This window comes from Streptomyces bottropensis ATCC 25435 (genome assembly GCF_000383595.1).
Classification (GTDB): Bacteria; Actinomycetota; Actinomycetes; order Streptomycetales; family Streptomycetaceae; genus Streptomyces; species Streptomyces bottropensis.
This window is the reverse complement of record NZ_KB911581.1, coordinates 6165767-6183513: the sequence shown is the minus strand read 5'-3', so window position 1 is coordinate 6183513 and position 17747 is coordinate 6165767. Positions and strand designations below refer to the sequence as shown.

Annotated in this window: 15 protein-coding genes; all 15 read left to right on the top strand. The window is 71.5% G+C overall.

Annotated features, from left to right (window positions below; translation table 11 throughout):
* Positions 1 to 98 precede the first annotated feature (98 nt).
* Positions 99 to 2168, top strand: coding sequence for a copper resistance CopC/CopD family protein (locus tag STRBO_RS0127605; protein WP_005484448.1), 2070 nt, complete (start codon positions 99 to 101; stop codon positions 2166 to 2168).
* An 88-nt stretch (positions 2169 to 2256) separates the two neighbouring features.
* On the top strand, positions 2257 to 3531 hold the full coding sequence (locus STRBO_RS0127600; protein WP_005484446.1) for an MFS transporter: 1275 nt from the start codon (positions 2257 to 2259) through the stop codon (positions 3529 to 3531).
* Positions 3532 to 3918: 387 nt separating this feature from the next.
* Positions 3919 to 4746: an isocitrate lyase/PEP mutase family protein gene (locus STRBO_RS0127595; RefSeq protein ID WP_020115167.1), complete on the top strand. Its 828-nt coding sequence runs from the start codon at positions 3919 to 3921 to the stop codon at positions 4744 to 4746.
* A 156-nt stretch (positions 4747 to 4902) separates the two neighbouring features.
* Positions 4903 to 6282, top strand: a complete 1380-nt coding sequence (locus tag STRBO_RS0127590) for a helix-turn-helix domain-containing protein (protein WP_005484443.1) — start codon at positions 4903 to 4905, stop codon at positions 6280 to 6282.
* Positions 6283 to 6451: 169 nt separating this feature from the next.
* Positions 6452 to 7732 carry a lysine N(6)-hydroxylase/L-ornithine N(5)-oxygenase family protein gene (locus STRBO_RS0127585; RefSeq protein ID WP_005484441.1) on the top strand — a complete coding sequence of 427 codons (1281 nt, stop codon included), beginning with the start codon at positions 6452 to 6454 and terminating at the stop codon, positions 7730 to 7732.
* Positions 7732 to 8103 (top strand): cupin domain-containing protein, encoded by a 372-nt coding sequence (locus STRBO_RS0127580; RefSeq protein ID WP_005484439.1) that lies wholly within the window; start codon positions 7732 to 7734, stop codon positions 8101 to 8103. The genes STRBO_RS0127585 and STRBO_RS0127580 overlap by 1 nt, the downstream gene beginning before the upstream one ends.
* Positions 8100 to 9638, top strand: a complete 1539-nt coding sequence (locus STRBO_RS0127575; RefSeq protein WP_005484437.1) for a class I tRNA ligase family protein — start codon at positions 8100 to 8102, stop codon at positions 9636 to 9638. Before STRBO_RS0127580 ends, STRBO_RS0127575 begins: the two co-directional genes overlap by 4 nt.
* A complete protein-coding gene (locus STRBO_RS0127570; protein ID WP_028796876.1) occupies positions 9639 to 10712 on the top strand; it encodes an FAD-dependent oxidoreductase in 1074 nt (357 codons plus the stop codon).
* Positions 10709 to 12007: an ATP-grasp domain-containing protein gene (locus tag STRBO_RS0127565; RefSeq protein ID WP_005484433.1), complete on the top strand. Its 1299-nt coding sequence runs from the start codon at positions 10709 to 10711 to the stop codon at positions 12005 to 12007. The genes STRBO_RS0127570 and STRBO_RS0127565 overlap by 4 nt, the downstream gene beginning before the upstream one ends.
* Positions 12004 to 12348 carry an avidin-fold protein gene (locus STRBO_RS0127560; protein ID WP_005484431.1) on the top strand — a complete coding sequence of 115 codons (345 nt, stop codon included), beginning with the start codon at positions 12004 to 12006 and terminating at the stop codon, positions 12346 to 12348. The genes STRBO_RS0127565 and STRBO_RS0127560 overlap by 4 nt, the downstream gene beginning before the upstream one ends.
* Complete coding sequence (locus STRBO_RS0127555; RefSeq protein WP_005484430.1) at positions 12345 to 13700, top strand: FAD-binding oxidoreductase; 1356 nt, start codon at positions 12345 to 12347, stop codon at positions 13698 to 13700. Before STRBO_RS0127560 ends, STRBO_RS0127555 begins: the two co-directional genes overlap by 4 nt.
* A gap of 18 nt (positions 13701 to 13718) precedes the next feature.
* Positions 13719 to 14225, top strand: a complete 507-nt coding sequence (locus STRBO_RS0127550) for a flavin reductase family protein (RefSeq protein WP_005484422.1) — start codon at positions 13719 to 13721, stop codon at positions 14223 to 14225.
* Position 14226: 1 nt separating this feature from the next.
* Positions 14227 to 15414, top strand: coding sequence for an acyl-CoA dehydrogenase family protein (locus STRBO_RS0127545; protein ID WP_005484421.1), 1188 nt, complete (start codon positions 14227 to 14229; stop codon positions 15412 to 15414).
* Positions 15415 to 15466: 52 nt separating this feature from the next.
* Positions 15467 to 16309, top strand: a complete 843-nt coding sequence (ddaH, locus tag STRBO_RS0127540) for a dimethylargininase (protein ID WP_005484419.1) — start codon at positions 15467 to 15469, stop codon at positions 16307 to 16309.
* A 96-nt stretch (positions 16310 to 16405) separates the two neighbouring features.
* On the top strand, positions 16406 to 17647 hold the full coding sequence (locus STRBO_RS0127535; RefSeq protein ID WP_005484417.1) for an ATP-grasp domain-containing protein: 1242 nt from the start codon (positions 16406 to 16408) through the stop codon (positions 17645 to 17647).
* Positions 17648 to 17747 lie beyond the last annotated feature (100 nt).

Sequence of the window (17747 nt, the reverse complement as noted above, 5' to 3'; positions counted from 1 at the left end):
GCACGCATGAAACGGCCGTCCGCACGCACACGTTCGTCGTCCCTCCCCGCCGGTGAGCGGGGCGGGCCGATCGCCCACCGATGGGGGAGCAGGCAGGTATGAACAGGGGATCCGCGCGGGTGCGCCGGGCTCTCGGCGCGCTGACGGCGGTGCTCGCCGCCGTGCTGATCGTGCTGGGCGGGGCCGGTACCGCGGCCGCCCACGCGGAGCTCGACTCCACCGACCCGGCGCCGGACTCGGTCGTGCCGAGGCAGCCGTCCGCCGTCACACTCACCTTCAGCGAGGGCGTGACGCTGCCCGCCGACTCGCTCCGGGTCCTCGATCCGGCGGGCGAGCGGGTCGACACGGGTACCCCGGGACACGCCGCCGGCCGGCCCGAGACCGCACGGGTGAAATTGCGCGACGGTCTCGCGGACGGCACCTACACGGTGGCCTGGCAGGTGATCTTCGCGGACTCGCACCCAGGGGGCGGCGCCTTCACGTTCTCCGTCGGAAAGCCGTCCGCCAGCTCCGTCTCCGTCGCGGAACTCCAGGGCACCCGGACGGACGGCCTGATCGCCTTCCTGTACGGCACCGGTCGCGCGGTCGCGTACGCCGCGTTCGCGCTGCTGGCGGGGGCGGTGGCGTTCGTCCTGGTCTGCTGGCCGGCGGGCGCGGCGGTCCGGCGGGTGCAGGGGCTGCTGGCGGCCGGCTGGATCGGTCTGCTGGGCTCCACCATCGTGCTGATGATGCTGCGCGGCCCCTACGAACAGGGCAGTGGCATCACGCCGTCGACGGATGCCGTGCCGACGGAAGCCCATGTCCCCGTGGACGAGCGGATCTATGTCGCGCTGGCGATCCGCCTGCTGCTGCTCGCCGCGTGCGGTGTGTATCTGGTGCTGCTGGTGGGGCAGTTGGGCCAGGCCCGGAGGCAGGGCCGGTCAGAGCCGCTGTCGCAGGGGCAGGCGCAGTCCGACGACGACGCGACGGAGCGGTCCTGGTCCCGGAGTCGTCTCGGCGCGGTCGGGCTGTTGCTGGCGGTCGGCCTGTCGGCGACCTGGGTCATGACGAACCACGCCTCCGAGGGCGCCCAGGTCTGGCTGGCCCTGCCGACGACCGCGCTGCATCTGCTGGCGATGGCGGCCTGGCTGGGCGGGCTGGTGACGCTGGCCGTCGGGCTCCGCCGAGGGCTCACGCCCGCCGCGGTGGAGCGCTTCTCGCTGGTGGCCGTCGGCTCGGTGACGGTCCTGGTTCTGACGGGGCTGTACCAGTCGTGGCGCGGAGTGGGCTCCTGGGAAGCGCTGTTCGACACCGAGTACGGGCGCCTGCTGCTGATCAAGGCCGGATGCGTGGCCCTGATGCTCGGGGCGGCATGGTTCTCCCGCTCCCGCCTCGCCCTCCTGCGCTCCGAGGCGGAGACGGGAACTTCCGCCACCCCCATGACGGCTGAGGTGGGAACTCCCGCCACCTTCACGGCGACCGAGGGGGGAACTCCCGGCACCCTCACGGCGGCTGAGGCGGGAACGTCCGCCACCCCCATGGCGGCTGAGGGGGGAACTTCCGTCACCCTCGCGGCCGCTGAGGCGGGAACTCCCGCCGCCCTCTCGGCGGCTGAGGCGGGAACTCCCGCCACCCCCATGGCGGCTGAGGCATCGTCGCGAACCGGGGGCCACTCCGCGCGGGTGGGCCTGCGCCGTTCCGTCCTGGCGGAGTCGGCTCTGGCCGTGGCGGTCCTCGTGGTGACCACGATGCTCACCTCCACACCGCCGGCCCGCACGGCGAGCGCGGCCGGGTCCGCTCCGCGCGACCCCGCCGCTTCGGCCGCGAGCGCCGCGCCGGACCGCACCCTCACGCTGACGATCCCGTTCGACACGGGCGGCCGGACCGCGAACGCGCAGGGCACGGCGACGGTGAGCCTCGTCCCGGCGGCGACCGGCGGCCGCACCGTAGAGCTGCGGCTGACCGGGGCCGACGGACGCCCGGCGGACGTGCCCGAGGCCGCCCTGGCCTTCACCCTGCCCGCCGAGAACCTCGGACCGCTGGGCGTGACGCTCCGACCGGACGGCGCCGGACGCCGGGTGGGCGAGGTCCGGCTCCCGCTGGCGGGCAGGTGGACGGTGTCGCTGACCGTGCGCTCGTCCGACATCGACCAGACGACCGAGAAGCGGCGGGTCACGATCGGAGGCTGAACTCCCGCTCGGGCGATGGAAAGCGCGGACCTGACAAGGTGTCCGCGCTCCGCTTTCCGGGCGGTCGGGAGTCGACCACGCTGGGCGAATGATTCGTCACAAGTTCATGTGGCCGTGGATGATCGCGGCCATCGGATTCGTCGCGCTGGTCGCGGCGGCTGGGTTCCGGGCGACCCCCGGAGCCCTGGTGGAGCCGCTGCATCGTGAATTCGGATGGTCCAACGGGACCATCGGTTTCGCCATGTCCGTCAACCTCGCCCTCTACGGCGTCACCGCGCCCTTCGCCGCCGCGCTGATGGAACGCTTCGGCGTGCGCAAGGTGACCGCGAGCGCCATGGCCCTGATCGCCCTGGGCAGCGGCCTGACCGTCTTCATGACCGCGTCCTGGCAGCTGGTGATGCTCTGGGGCGTGATGGTCGGCCTGGGCGCCGGCGCCATCTCCCTCGGCTTCGTCGCCACGATCGGCACCCGTTGGTTCGTCAAGCAGCAGGGCCTGGTCACCGGTCTGCTCTCGGCGGGCGGTGCCACCGGTTCGCTGGTGTTCCTGCCGCTGGTGGCGAAGCTCTCCGAGGCGCCGGGCGGCTGGCGGACCGCGGCGATCGTGGTCGCCGTGGTGGCCTTCTCCACGGTGCCGCTCGTGCTGCTCTTCTTCCGCGAGCACCCCGCCGACGTCGGGATCCCGCCGTACGGCGCCGACGAGATCGTCCCCGCGCCGCCCGCCGTCAACAACGCGGCGCGGCTCGCCATCGACGGCCTGAAGAGCGCCGCCCGCACCAAGGCGTTCTGGTTCCTCGCCATGGCGTTCGCGATCTGCGGCGCCACCAGCAACGGGCTGGTCAACACCCACTTCATCCCCGCCGCCCACGACCACGGCATGCCGACGGTCACCGCCGCCGGGCTGCTCGCCCTCATCGGGATCTTCGACCTCATCGGCACGGTCCTGTCCGGCTGGCTCAGCGACCGCTACGACTCCCGGATCCTGCTGCTCGCCTACTACGCGCTGCGCGGGGTGTCGCTGCTGATCCTGCCGCAGCTGTTCAGCGAGCAGGTCACCGGCTTCATGCTCGTGTTCGTCATCTTCTACGGACTCGACTTCATCGCCACCGTGCCACCGACCGTCGCCCTGTGCCGGGAGTACTTCGGCATGTCCGCGCCGATCGTGTTCGGCTGGATCTTCGCCGCCCACCAGCTCGGTGCCGCCTTCGCCGCCACCGCGGCCGGCCTCACCCGCGACGGTTTCGGCAGCTACGCGCCCGCGTGGTACGTCGCCGGTGCCCTCAGCATCGGCGCGGCGTTCATGTCCATATCGATGAAGCGTCCGGAGCCCGAGAAGACGCTGCTGCAGGAGCCCGCGGTCGTTTGACGCCCGCGATCCCTCCGCGTCAGACCGTCCTTCCAGAGCCCCTCCGATCAGTTCTCTCCGAGCAGTTCCCTCAGACCCGTCCCCTCACATCCGTTCCCTCAGATCCGTCCCCTCCTCGTCCCTCCCCCTTCCTGTCCCTCTCCACCTGTCCGTCCCCCTTCCTGTCCGTCCCCTCTCGAACCGGGGTGGCGCCCCACTGTGCTCCACGGAGGCGCCACCCCGGACTCACGGACGGGCCACGGGTCCCACCACGGGTCCCCCCCACCGGTCCGGGCCCGAGCCCCCGGTCGCGGGTCACGACCTGACGGAGTCACCCCGGTTCCGTCGACCGTAATTCCCGTTTAGGGAAGCATGTTGAGTAGATCCTCTTTTGTGAAAGGTGCCGTCATGGCGAACAACCAGCAGGTCAAGGCCGTCCTCCTCCGCGAACTGCACGAGAAGGGCGTACTGGTGCTGCCGAACGCCTGGGACGCCGGCAGCGCGGCGCTCATCGCCCAGGGCGGCGCCAAGGCCATCGCCACCACCAGCGGCGGCGTGTCCTGGTCGGCGGGCAAGCCCGACCAGCAGGCCCTCACCCGCGACGAGATGACGACCCTGGTGCGCCGCATCGTCGACGCCGTGGACGTCCCGGTGACCGCCGACATCGAGGGTGGGTACGGAGCCGCCCCCGAGGACGTGGCGGAGACCGTCACCGCCATGATCGGGGCGGGCGTCGTCGGCGTGAACCTGGAGGACTCCAAGCCGAGCGGCGAGCTGTTCTCGGCCGAGGAGCAGGCGGCCAGGATCCGTGCCGCGCGGCAGGCCGCGGAGCGCGCCGGGCTGCCCGAGCTGGTGATCAACCTGCGCACCGACGTCTTCCTCTTCCAGATCGGCGCGCCCGAGGGCCGGCAGGCCGACGTACTGGCCCGCGCCACGGCCTGCGCCGAAGCCGGGGCGGACGTCCTGTTCGTGCCGGGCCTGCTCGACCTCACGGTGATCGCCGAGCTGGTCAAGGGCCAGCCGCTGCCGGTCAACGTGATGGCCGGGCCGGGCGCGCCGACGGTGGCGGAGTTCGAGGCGGTCGGCGTACGCCGGGTCAGCGTCGGCACCGCCATCGCCCAGGCCGCCTACACGGTGGCCCAGCGGGCCGCCGCCGAGATGGTCGGCAAGGGCACGTACGACGTGCTGGCCGACGCGCTCGACTTCGGCGCGGTGAACAGCAGCTTCAGCCGCTGAGACGGCGGGAGACCCACGGGAGAACCGCGCGGCCCGAAGACATACCCGCGCACGGGGGCGCGGGTCGGTCGGTGACACCGGACTGGTCCGCCCCTCGCGCTTTCCACAGGTATACGAGCCCATCCGATACGTATACGAGAGATCTAGGGGATGGAAATGGGGAGACCGGAGAAACCGGTGGACGCCGCGGGCGGAGCGGTCGCGGACTTCGCCGGCCGGCTGCGCCGACTACGGATCGAGGCCGGCAGTCCGACGTACCGGGACATGGCCAAGTCCGCCATGTACTCGGCCTCGGTCCTGTCCAGCGCGGCGAACGGGCACCGGCTGCCCACGCTGCAGGTCGCCCTGGCGTATGTGGCCGCCTGCGACGGTGACCGTGAGGAATGGCGCCGGCGCTGGCTGGCGGCGGCCGGCAGCGGGGTCCCGGTGACGCCACCGCGCCCCGCCGCGCCGCCGCCCTCCGAAGCGGCGGCCGGGGCCGTACCCCCGGACCCGCAGGGCCCGACGCCGACCCTGCCGAAGCCCTTCCAACTGCCGCCCCGCCCGCAGGGATCGGCGGGCCGCGCCGAGGAACTGGCCCGGCTCGCCGCCGCCCCGGCCGGTCCGGTGCTGATCAGCGGCCCGATCGGTGTCGGAAAGAGCGAACTGGCCCTGCAGCACGCGCACGACCTGGCCCCCGACATGGTGGACGGCCAGCTCTACGCCGTCGTCGGCCCGGTGCCCGAGGGAGGGTACGACGTGTCCTCCCTGATCGGCGGCTTCCTCGCGGCCCTCGGGGTGCCCGAGGAGCGAATACCGGCGACGGTGGACCAACGGGCCGGGCTCTACCGCTCGTTGCTCGCCCAGCGCAGGGTGCTCGTCCTGCTGGAGAACGTGCACTGCGAGCGGCAGGTCCGCCCGCTGCTGGTCGACTCCTCCACCAGCACCACCGTCGTCGTCAGCCGCTCCTCGCTGCTCGGCCTGCGCGACGTCCAGCGGGTCCGGCTGGAGCCGCTGCCGCGCGCCGACTCCGTCGCCCTGATCGCCCGGGGACTGCCGGAGCGCGCCCAGGCCGACCCGGCGAGCGCCGACCGGTTGGCCGAACTCTGCGGCGACCTGCCGCTGGCGCTGGACATCGCCACCCGCAAGCTGCTCGCCCGTCCCGAACTGTCGCTGCGCGGCGCCGTGGGCCGGCTGGACCGCCCGGAGGCGCTGCTGGACTGGCTGAGCGTCGGTGACCTCTCCATGCGCGAGATCCTCAACTCGGCCCACGTCCAACTCGGCGACCCGGCCTCGGACCTGCTCGACCGGCTGGCGAACCTGCCGCAGCCGGAGCTGCGGGGCGACGAATCAATCCTGGCCGGAGCCGATCAATTGATCGACGAGTTGGTCGAGGCAGGCATGCTCCGGACCACCGAACGGTTCGGCTCGTACCGGCTCGACCCCCTGGCGCGGGCCTTCGTCGCCGACCGCGATCCGGCCCACAACCTGCTGCCTCGTCGTTCGGTGCCGTTCCCCCGCATCCGGCCCAGGGCGGAGTCCCGGCAGCTGACCTGACCTTCCGATCAACTCCGGTCCGGCGCCCGTTGATTGTGCGCTCCGGACAAGCCTGTCGATCAACAGCCGACCTCGTTGTACTCGTCCTATCGAACGGATCCGAACAGCACGACGGACCGTTCACCTGCTCGCTCGAACGAGCGGTAGGACGAGTCACGAGAGGCTGAGCATGACTAACCACGAGGTCGAGGTCCTGGCGATCGGCGCCGGCCCCTCCAACCTGGCCCTGGCGGTGGCGATCGAGGAGTCCGGCGCGACCGGGCTGGCGTCCGACACGCTGATACTGGAGCAGCACCACGACGTGGTGTGGCAGCGCAACCTGCTGCTGCCGTTCGCCCGCAGCCAGGTCTCCTTCGTCAAGGACCTGGTGACGCTGCGCAACCCCCAGAGCCGGTTCTCCTTCCTCTCCTTCCTGCACGCCAAGGGCCGGCTCGACGAGTTCGTCAACCTCGGCACCTTCAACCCCTTCCGCCGGGAGATCTCCGAGTACCTGCAGTGGGTGGCCAACTCCCTGGACCACGTGGGAGTCCGCTACAACTCCCGGGCCCAGAGCGTGGCCCCGCGCAAGGCCGACGACGGCACCGTGATCGGCTGGCGCGTCACCCTGACCGACGGCGACACCGTGGACGCCCGCGACCTGGTGGTCGGCACCGGCCGCGACGCCAACATCCCCGCGGAGTTCGCCGGCCTGCCGCACGACCGGCTGATCCACAGCACCCAGTACTCCACCCGTATCGCCCAGTACCCGATCGACCGCCCGGTACGGGTGGTGGTGATCGGTGCCGCGCAGAGCGCCGCCGAGATGTTCGTCGCCGTCCACCAGGACCTGCCGCTCAGTCAGCCGACCCTGGTGCACCGCTCGATCGGCCTGATGAACTACCAGACCAGCAAGTTCGTCAACGAGCTGTTCTTCCCGTCCTTCATCGACGAGTTCCACGGCAGCTCCCCGGACGCCCGCAAGCAGATCCTGGACGAGGTCCACCTCACCAACTACGCGGGTCTGGCGGCGCCGTTCCTGGACGAGATGTACATGAAGCTCTACGAGCAGAAGCTGACGGGCTCGCAGCGCTCCGCCGTCCGGTCGATGACCGAGGTGATCGCGGCCCGCGAGGAGGACGGCGAGGTCGTCCTCGAACTGCGCGACCGCAGGACCGGCCGCGTCGAGATCCTCCGCTGCGACCTGGTCCTGCTCGGCACCGGCTACGACCAGCGCATGCCCGCGATGGTCCGCAGTCTGGCCGACCAGGTGGGCGTCGACCAGGTCGAGGTGAACCGCCGCTACCGGGTGGACCTCGGCGAGGCACGCGCCGGTCTCTATCTGCAGGGCTTCAACGAGCGCACCCACGGCATCTCCGACTCGCTGCTGAGCGTGCTCGCACAACGCTCGCACGAGATCACCACCGACCTGCTGGACCGCCGCAGCGTCGGCGCCACGACCGGGGTCCGCTGATGGAGATCCGTCGACTGGACCGCGCCAATCTGACCCCCGCCTACGGCATCGAGGGCGAACGCCTGCAGCCCTGGGACGCGCTCAACGCCCCCTTCGAGGGCGCCTGGTGCGTGGTCCGGGCCGGGGGTGAGTCCACCCCGCACAGCCACCACGAGTACGAGATCTTCATCGCGCTGAGCGGCCGTGCCGCCCTGGTCGTGGACGGCGCCGAGCGCGAGTTCGCCGCCGGCGACATCGTCCACCTGCCGCCGGGCTGCGACCACAAGGTGGTCAACGGCTCCGCCGAGGACTTCGAGTACTACGGCATCTGGTGGGACACCGACATGTCGGAAAGCTTCCTGACCCGCCATCAGAAGGAGAGCACAGCATGAGCAAGCGCGTGGCGGTGATCTCGCCCGCCCCGACCGCCAACGGCGACCTGCACCTCGGTCATCTGGCCGGTCCGTTCCTGGCCGCCGACGTCTTCACCCGCTACCAGCGTGCCGTGGGCCGGGAGACCGTCTTCGGCACCGGCGCCCAGGACACCTCCACCTTCGTGGTCACCACCGCCCGTCGGCTGGGCACCACCCCCGAGGCCCTGGTCGCCGACTCCACCGCCAAGATCGAGGCCACCCTCGCCGCGATGGGTATCGCGGTGGACGGCTTCACCCGGGACGAGGAGCGCTTCACCAAGCAGGTGCTGCGGTTCGTCAGCCGGCTCCACGACGAGGGAAAGCTGGTCCTGCGGCCCACCCTGTTCCCCTACGCGCCGAGCACCGGACAGTACCTGGTCGACGGCTTCGTCAAGGGCGGCTGCCCGAACTGCCTGGCCGAGGGCTGCGCCGGCCTCTGCGAGAGCTGCGGCCATCCGCTGGCCGCCGGCGACCTGATCGACGCCCGCTCCACCGAGAACCCCGAGGAGGTCCTGGAATGGCATGAGATCCCGGTGCTGGTGCTGCCGCTGGAGGAGTACCGGGGCCGGCTGCGGGAGTACTTCGCCACCACCGGCGCCGCGCTGCGGCCGCACATGGCCCAGGCCGTCGAGGAGATGCTGTCCCGTCCGCTGCCGGACTTCCCCCTCACCTACCCGATCTCCTGGGGCATCCCCGCCCCCTTCCCCGAGGTCGCCGGACAGTGCGTCAACCCCAACGCCGAGACGATGGCCTGGTCCATCTACACCACCGGCCTGTCCGCCGAGACACGCGGCGAGGTGCTGGCCGAGGACGACCAGCTGTGGTGGCCGGAGTCCGACACCGAGGTCGTCTACTTCCTCGGCTTCGACAACACCTTCCCGTTCGCCATCGCGGGGGCGGCCATGCTGCTCGCCCTGCACGACCGGTACGCCCTGCCCGCCGGCTTCGTCACCAACGAGTTCTACGAACTGGAGCACCAGAAGTTCTCCACCAGCCGGGGCCATCTGGTCTGGGGCCAGGAGCTCGCGGACAGACTGCCGCGGGACATCGGCCGCTACCACCTGGCCGCCACCAGCCCCGAGAACCAGCGCACCAACTTCGGCTGGTCGGCCCTGGCCGCCGTCACCGGAGCCCGGCTGGTCGAACCGTGGAACCGGGTGGCCGCCAAGGCCGAACGCTGGACCGGGCAGACCCTGCCGGTCTCCGCCGCCTCCCGTGAGGCCGCCGCCCGCATCACCGAACGGTTCGCCGCCACCTACGAACTCGGCACCTTCAGCCTCGGCCGGGCGGCGGAGACACTCGCCGAACAGCTGGGCCGACTGGACCGCTGGGAAGTGACCGACGCGCAGGCCGGCGACTTCTTCCACCAGGTGCGGACCGTCCTGCGCGGCGCCGCCCCCATCCTGATCGACCTCGCCGAACGCGCCGGCGTCGACACCCGGCTGACACGGGACGACCCGACGACCGAGATCACCGTGGGCCGGCTGCCGCGGCTGGACGGCGAGGCGATGTAGATGGCCACCGACAGACGACGCGTAGTGGTGGTCGGCGCCGGGGTGACCGGACTGCTCTCGGCGGTGCGCTGCGCACTGGCGGGACACCACGTCACGGTCCTCGACCGGGACGCGATCCCGAACCCCGGCTCCACCTCCTTCGACCAGCACCGCGCCGTCCGCGCCCTCGACCTGACCGACCGCGCCGCCTCCCGGCGGGTAGCGGTGGCACACCGCCGCTGGATGGCGCTGGAGGCCCTGACCGGGTCCAAGTTCTACCGCCGGGTGGGCATGATCACCGCCTGGGCCGCCGACGAGGTGGACGAGGTGATGGCCGCCGCGGCCGCCGCCGACCTGCCCGTCAGCGTGGTCGACCCGGACTCCGTACCCCACGTCCGCTTCCCCGAGAACACCGTCGGGGTGCTGGAACGCCACGGCGGCGTCCTGCTCGCCGACCACGCGCTGCAGGTGCTCGTCCGCTGGCTGAACGAGCAGCCGAACGTCACCCTCCGGCCCTGGCAGCAGGTCAAGGCGGTGGATCCGGAGACCGGCCGGGTGTACCTGCCCGATGCGGAGTTCCTGGACTCCGACCTCACCCTGGTCGCCACCGGCCCCTGGTCCAAGGACCTGGTCGACCTGCCGATGGTGCTCCACCGGCAGACCCTGGTCTACCTCAAGCCGCCGGAGCAGCTGGCGTCGGCCTGGGAGAACACCCCGGGGATCGGCCGGATCGGCACCTCGGGCCTGGCCTGGCTGCTGCCGCCGGGGGACGGGACCCTGCTCAAGGTCAGCTCGGCCTCGGTCTGCCGTGAGGCGGACGCGGTCACCACCGGCTCCTCGGTGGAGGAGCGCCGGTGGGCCGAACAGGTCCTGGCCGAACGGTTCCTGACCGACCCCGACCGCTACAGCGTGATCGCGGTCAAGCGCTGCCACTACCTGGTGGACGCCGAGACCGGCGCCGCCCACCTGGTCAAGATCGGCCCGCACACCTGGGCGAGGACGGCCAGCGGCGGAGACGGCTTCCGTACCGCCCCGCTGGTCGCCGAACGGATTCTCGAAGCACTCACCACAGACTTCCGGGAGGAGACGATATGAGCGCCGAAGACCGCGTGCTGCTGGTGATCGGCAGCGGACTCAAGGTCTACCGCGAGTACCTGATCGAGTCCGCCGCACGTCGGGCGGCCGAGCTGGACCTCAAACTGGTCCTGGTCAACAACCTCAAGCCCACCTGGCAGAACGACTACTTCGACGAGATCACCGTGGCCAACGTGTTCGACCACGACGAACTCCGCGCAGCCGCCAGGGAGATCGCGAGCCGTCGTACGGTCGTCGGACTGTTCTGCTACGACGAGCCGCTCGTGATGCCGGCCGCCGAACTGGCCGCCGAGTTCGGGCTCCCGGGCCTCGGACTCGCCGGCGTGCAGGGCTGCCGCGACAAGCACCGGACCCGGTCCATGCTGACCGCCGCCGGCCTTCCCCAGCCCGGCTTCGAACTGACCGACAGCCTGGAACAGGCCCGCGAGGTGGCCGCCCGGATCGGCTACCCGGTGGTCGTCAAACCACGGGCGCTGGGCGCCTCGATGGGCGTCGTCCTCGCCGAGGACGAGACCCAGCTGGACCGCGCCTACCTGGTCGCCTCCAACGCCAGCCTGGTCGGGGACGAGCCCTTCCGGGGCGGGGCGATCGTGGAGGGCTACGCCCGCGGCCCCGAGATCAGCATCGACGGCGTCGTCCACGAGGGCGAGTACCGGGCGCTGTTCGTGGCCCGCAAGGAGACCGGGCACTACCCGTACTTCGAGGAGGTGGGCCATGTCGTCGACGCGGCGGACCCGCTGCTGCGGGACCCGGAACTGATCGACGTCCTGACCAAGGCGCACGAGGTGCTCGGCGTCGAGAACGGACTGACCCACACCGAGGTCAAGCTCACCTCGTACGGCCCGGTGATCATCGAGATCAACGGCCGGCTCGGCGGGGACCTGATCCCCTTCCTCGGCCGGATCGCCACCGGGATCGACACCGGCGAGCTGCTGGTGGAGGTCGCGGCCGGGCACCGCCCGGACACCGCCTTCACCCGGCACGAGGTAGCGGGCATCCGCTTCGGCTACCCGGTCGAGGACGCCACCATCCACGCGGTCAGGGTGCCGACCGGACTGCCGGGGCTGGTGACCGCCTCCCCGATGGTCGAACCGGGCACCGAACTGCGGCTCCCGCCCGGCGGATACCTCTCCCGGCACTCCTTCGTGGTCTGCTCCGGCGAGGACACCGGGGCCTGCCGGGAGCGCCTCGCCACCGCCCTCGCGGCCGTCGAACTGGACGCGGACCCGCTGGAGCGCAAGGACGTCGCCGCACGGCTGGAGATGCCGGCCGGACTGCTGGACGCGGACGTATGAGCATCGACTACAACGGCCGCCAGTTCCGCAAACTGGCCGCGGCGGACGGGGTGACGGCCCAGTACCACCAGAAGGACGACCTGGTGTGGGCGGACTTCGCCGGCGGTCTCGTCCGCCGGGGGAGCGTGAACGGGATCTGCGAGCCGGACGGCACCCTCCGCCTCGCCTACACGATGGTGCTGGACGGCGGCGAGGTCATCGCCGGGAGCACCGTCAACACCCCGGAACAGGACATCGAGTTCGGTCTGCTCCTGCGCGAGGAGTGGAAGCGGTACACGCCGCGCTCGGAGACCGGCGTCTCGTACCTGACGGAAGTGACCGAACCGGAGGAAGCGGGATGACCGACTGGCAGGGCCTGCGCGAGCGGGTCGACGGAACGGTGCGGTTGCCGGGGGAGCCCGGTTTCGACGAGAACAGCAGCGCCTTCAACAAGCGCTACGCGGACATCCGTCCGGCCGGGGTGCTCTCGGTGGCGAGCGTCGCGGACGTCGCCCGGGGCATCGCCTGGGCCCGGCAGCAGGGGCTGCCGGTGGTGGCCCGCGGCGGCGGCCACAGCTACGCCGGCCAGGCCGCCACCCCGGGACTGGTGCTCGATCTGCACGGCCTGAACACCGTCACGGTGGACCGTGAGCGGGAACTGGTCAGGGTCGGCGGCGGAGCCCGCTCCGGCGAGCTGTACGCCGAGCTCCAGCGCCACGACCTCGCGGTGCCGCTCGGCAACTCGGACGAGGTCGGCATCGGCGGCCTCACCCTCGGCGGCGGCGTGGCCGCGGTCTCCCGGGCCTTCGGCCTGACCTGCGACTCCCTGGTGGAGACCGAGATCGTCCTCGCCGACGGCACGCTGGTGGTCTGCGACGAGACCAACCACCCCGACCTGTTCTGGGCCAGCAAGGGCGGCGGTGGCGGCAACTTCGGGATCAATGTCTCCTTCACCTTCCAGGCCCGCCCGACGGTCGACAGCTCCACCTGTCTGGTGGTGTGGCCGCTGGACGACGCCGAGGCGGTCCTGCCGGTGATGCAGCGCATCATGCGGGACGCGCCGGACCGGTTCGCCGCCCGGATCGGGGTGAGCCGGGCCGGGGACGACGACGGGATCGTCTCGGTGATCGGCCAGCACCTGGGCCCGGCCTCGGAGCTGCGCGCCCTGCTGGCGCCCGCCCTGGCCACCGGCTCACCCTCCACGGTGGAGATCGAGGACCGCGGCTACTGGGAGGCCAAGGACTACCTGCGCCACGAGACCTCGGGGGACCCGTTCGCGGTCCGTACCCGCACGGTCGGCGAGCCGCTCACCGAGGCCGGCGTGGACACCGTCCTGACCGCCCTGCGCAAGTGGCCCGGCAGTGGCAACCCCGACGGCGCCGGTATCGCCCTGTTCACCTGGGGCGGCGCCATCAACCGGGTGCCCGTCACCGAGACCGCCTTCCCCCACCGGGACGTGCTCTTCCTGATCTCCATGGACACCTCCTGGTCCACCGACGACCCCGCGGACGTGCGCCGCGCCAACCTCGACTGGCTGACCGAGCTGCACGCCGCGATGGGCGCCCACGCCCGGGACGCCTCCTACGTCAACTTCGCCGACCCCGACCTGCCCGAGGCCCAGGCCGCCTACTTCGGCCCCAACCTGGCCCGGCTCCGCGAGATCAAGCACCGCTACGACCCCGACCGGGTCTTCACCTTCCGCCAGGCCGTCTAGTACCGAGGAGAAGCCGTCATGTCACCCGATCTGCGCGGCACGATGCGCAACTTCGCCACCGGAGTCTGCGTCGCCACGACCTACACGGACCGCGGGGGCTCTCGCCGCCACGACGCCGTCACCCTCAACTCGCTGACCTCGGTGTCGCTCGACCCGCCGCTGGTCTCGCTCTCGCTGCACCGCGACTCCCAGTTCCTGGGCGATCTGCTGGAGACCAAGAAGTGGGCCGTCTCCATCCTGGACAGCGAAGCGGAGCCGCTGGCCCGGGGCCTCGCCAAGGGCCGCGACGCCCGCGCCGAGGCCGTCGCCGCCCTCGACGCCAACCCCGGCCCCGCCACCGGAGCCCTGATGCTCGACGCGCAGAGCAGCCTGGAGTGCGTGCTCTGGGACAGCTTCGACCTCGGCGACCACACGATGCTGATCGGCGAGGTGGTCTCCACCGGCGTCCGCGACCAGCAGCCTCCCCTGCTCTTCCTGCACGGCAACTTCCACCAGCTCGCGACCGCCACGGCCAAGGAGTCCTGACATGACGCACACCCAGGCGATTCCCAACACCGCCGCCGAGATCCTCGCCGCCTCCCGGGCACTGGCCCCGCGGCTGCGGGAGCGCGCGGTCGAGATCGAGCAGAACCGCCGTCTGCCCGCCGACGTCGTCGAACTGATCCGCTCGACCGGCGCGTTCCGGATGGGCTTCAGCAAGGCATGGGGCGGCCCGGAGCTGACCTCGGTCGAGCAGACCGAAGTGGTCGAGGCCCTGGCCTACGGAGACTCCTCGGCCGGCTGGGCCGTGATGATCGGGATGGACTCCGGCCTGTACGCCTCGTTCCTCGACGAGCGGGTCGCCAAGGAGATGTTCCCCCGGCTGGACATGACCACCGCCGGCCTGCTCTTCCCCACCGGCCGGGCCGAGCGCGTCGACGGCGGGTACCGGCTGACCGGGAAGTGGCAGTTCGGCAGCGGCATCACCCACGCCGACTGGGTGATCTCCGGCGCCTTCATCTACGAGGACGGCGAACCCTACCTGGTCGACGGGTCGCACGACTCCATCCTGCTGATGGTGCCGCAGTCCGACGTCGAGATCATCGACACCTGGAACACCACCGGCCTCGCGGGCAGCGGCAGTTGCGACTACGCCATCCACGACGTCTTCGTCCCCGAGGGCCGCACGCTCACCTTCGGCACGGTACGCAACGGCGAGGGCCCGCTGGCCCAGCCCGAGGTGCACATGCGCAACATGCCCGGCGTCCCGCTCGGCGTCGCCCGGGCCGCGCTGGACTGGGTGCGCGAGCAGGTGGTGGCCAAGTCCCCGCCCGGCGGTGGCGGCTGGGCCGACAACTGGCGGATCCAGGTCGGACTGGCCGAGTGCGAGGCCGACTTCAACGCCACCCGCGCCGCGGTCTACGCAGCGATGGAGCGCCAGTGGGAGGTGCTGGCGGCGGGCGGCACCCTCGACGACCTCACCCCCGACGAGCGCGCCGCGCTGCCCCTCTCCCGGCTGCACGCCTTCCGTTCCGCCCGCTCCATCGTGATGCGCCTGTACGACCTGATGCAGACCGCCTCGATCTACAAGCCCAGCCCGCTCGACCGCTGGCTGCGCGACACCATGACGATGTGCCAGCACGTGGTGGCCCAGGACAAGATCCTGCAGTCCGCCGGCGCCCATCTCCTCGGCGCCAGGCCCGCCTTCCCCCTCAGCCTCGGCATCACCGGCTGACCGCGCACCAGCGCCCCCGTTCACCGCATCCTCACTTCGAAGGGCCCTTCTCATGACCGAACTTCTCGCGCCCGCACTGGAACTGACCGAGCGCCAGGCCCGTACCCGGGACTACGTGATGTGCCGCCCCGAGCACTTCGAGGTCACCTACAGCATCAACCCGTGGATGAACCCCGAGAAGCCCACCGACAAGGCACTGGCCCTCGCCCAGTGGGAGGACCTGCGCGCCCTGTACGTCGAGTTCGGCCACCGGGTCCGCACCATCGACGCCGCCCCCGGGCTGCCCGACATGGTGTTCGCCGCCAACGGCGCCCTCGTGGTCGACGGCAAGGTGCTGGTCTCCAAGTTCCGTCACCCCGAGCGCCAGGCCGAGGCCGGGTTCTGGGCCGACTGGTTCCGCGGCCGGGGCTATACGGAAGTGGTCCAGGCCGCCTTCACCAGCGAGGGCGAGGGAGACTACGTGACGACGGCCCGGGCCGTCCTGGCCGGCAACGGCTTCCGCTCCGACCCCCGCTCCCAGGACGAGGCCCGGCAACTGTTCGGCCGCCCGGTGATCAGCCTGAAACTCGTCGACCCGCGCTTCTACCACCTGGACACGGCCCTGGCCGCCCTCGACGACGACGAGATCGTGTACTACCCCGGCGCCTTCGACGCCGAGAGCGTGCGCGTACTGGAGAGCCTGTTCCCGAAGGCCGTCCTCGCCGACGAGGAGGACGCCCTGCTCTTCGGACTCAACCTCGTCTCCGACGGACGCAACGTCATCCTCCCCGAACCGGCCACCGGCCTGGCGGCCAAGCTCCGCGCCCACGGCTTCCGCACCCACCACGTGGACCTGTCCGAGCTGCTCAAGGCGGGCGGCAGCGTCAAGTGCTGCACCCTCGAACTCCGCCACTGACCCCTGACCACTGCCCGCTGACCACTGACCCGCGACCCCGCCCCCGGTCCCCCGCCCCCCGTCCCCCGCCCCCCGTCCCGGTACAGGAGAAGCATCATGACCGAGCAGCCCTGGATCATCGTCGGATTCGTCAACATCCTGCCCTACATCAAGGAGTTCGCCCCGAACTCGGTGATCGTCATCGACGAGCCGGACGTGATCCGCAAGCAGGACGTCAAGAGCGCCCTCGAAGGCGCCGAGATACTGCGCGAACTGATCGAGTGGGAGTACCAGCTCCCCGCCGCCGCGGACGAGTTCTACAACACCTACCCCGACCTCGCCCCGGAGGTCGTCGCCCCGCTGGTCGAGTACGCCACACCGTTCGCGGCCCGGCTGGCCGAGCGGTACGGCCTGCCCGGGGCCGGCGCCGGAGCGGCCGGCATCATGCGGGACAAGTCGCTGCTGCGCCGGGTCACCCGGGCCGCCGGCGTCCCCAACCCGGCGTCCCGGGAGGTCACCTCCCCGGACGAGGTACGGGAGTTCGCCGCCGCCCACCCCGGCTCGCTGGTCCTCAAGCCCGCCAACCGGCAGGCCTCCGTCGGCACCAAGGTGCTGCACTCGCTGGACGACCTGGACTCCACCTGGGTCGAGTGCACCAGCCAGGACGAGGGCGACCGGGTGCCGGACCGCGAGCGCGAACTCCGGATGATCATCGAGCAGTACGTCCACGGTACGGAGTACAGCGTCGAACTGCTGGTCCGCGAGGGCGAGGTGCTGTTCTCCAACGTCACCGGCAAGCTGCTCTACCCCGGTCCGCGCCCCGTCGAGCTGGGGCACACGGTGCCGGCCGCCGACCTCCCGGACGAGCTGAACGACCTGCTGGTGTCCCAGACCGAGGCGGTGCTGCGCGCGGTCGGCTTCGGCAGCGGCATGGTGCACTGCGAGTGGATCGTCAGCGACGGCCGCCCCTACCTGGTGGAGTGCGCGGGCCGCTTCCCCGGCGACGGCATCCCGATGCTGATCGAGGAGGCGTACCGGATCGATCTGGCCGGGGCGTTCTACACCGTCATGCGGGGCCTCCGGCCGGAGCCGCTGCCGCGCAGGGCGGCGGGCGGCGCCGCGGTCCGCTTCATGGAGGCGGTACCCGGCGAGGTGGTGGCGGTCGACGGAGCCGAGGAGGCCGGCCGGCTGCCCGACGTCCTCTCGCTCTCGCTGCACCTGAAGCCCGGGGACACCGTGCGCGAACTGCAGAGCTCCTGGGACCGGGTGGGCTCGGTGATGACCAGGGGAGCCACGTCGGCGGACGCCCTGCGCACCGCCGAGGCACTGGTCGACACGATCCGGATCACCACCGTCTGAACTCCACCGACACCACGCACGCCGATGCGACCGGGGGCCGAACCAGGTCCCCGCTTCGCTCTGCGGGGAGTCTTGGAGCTGGGAAGGAGCGGGCGGTCGC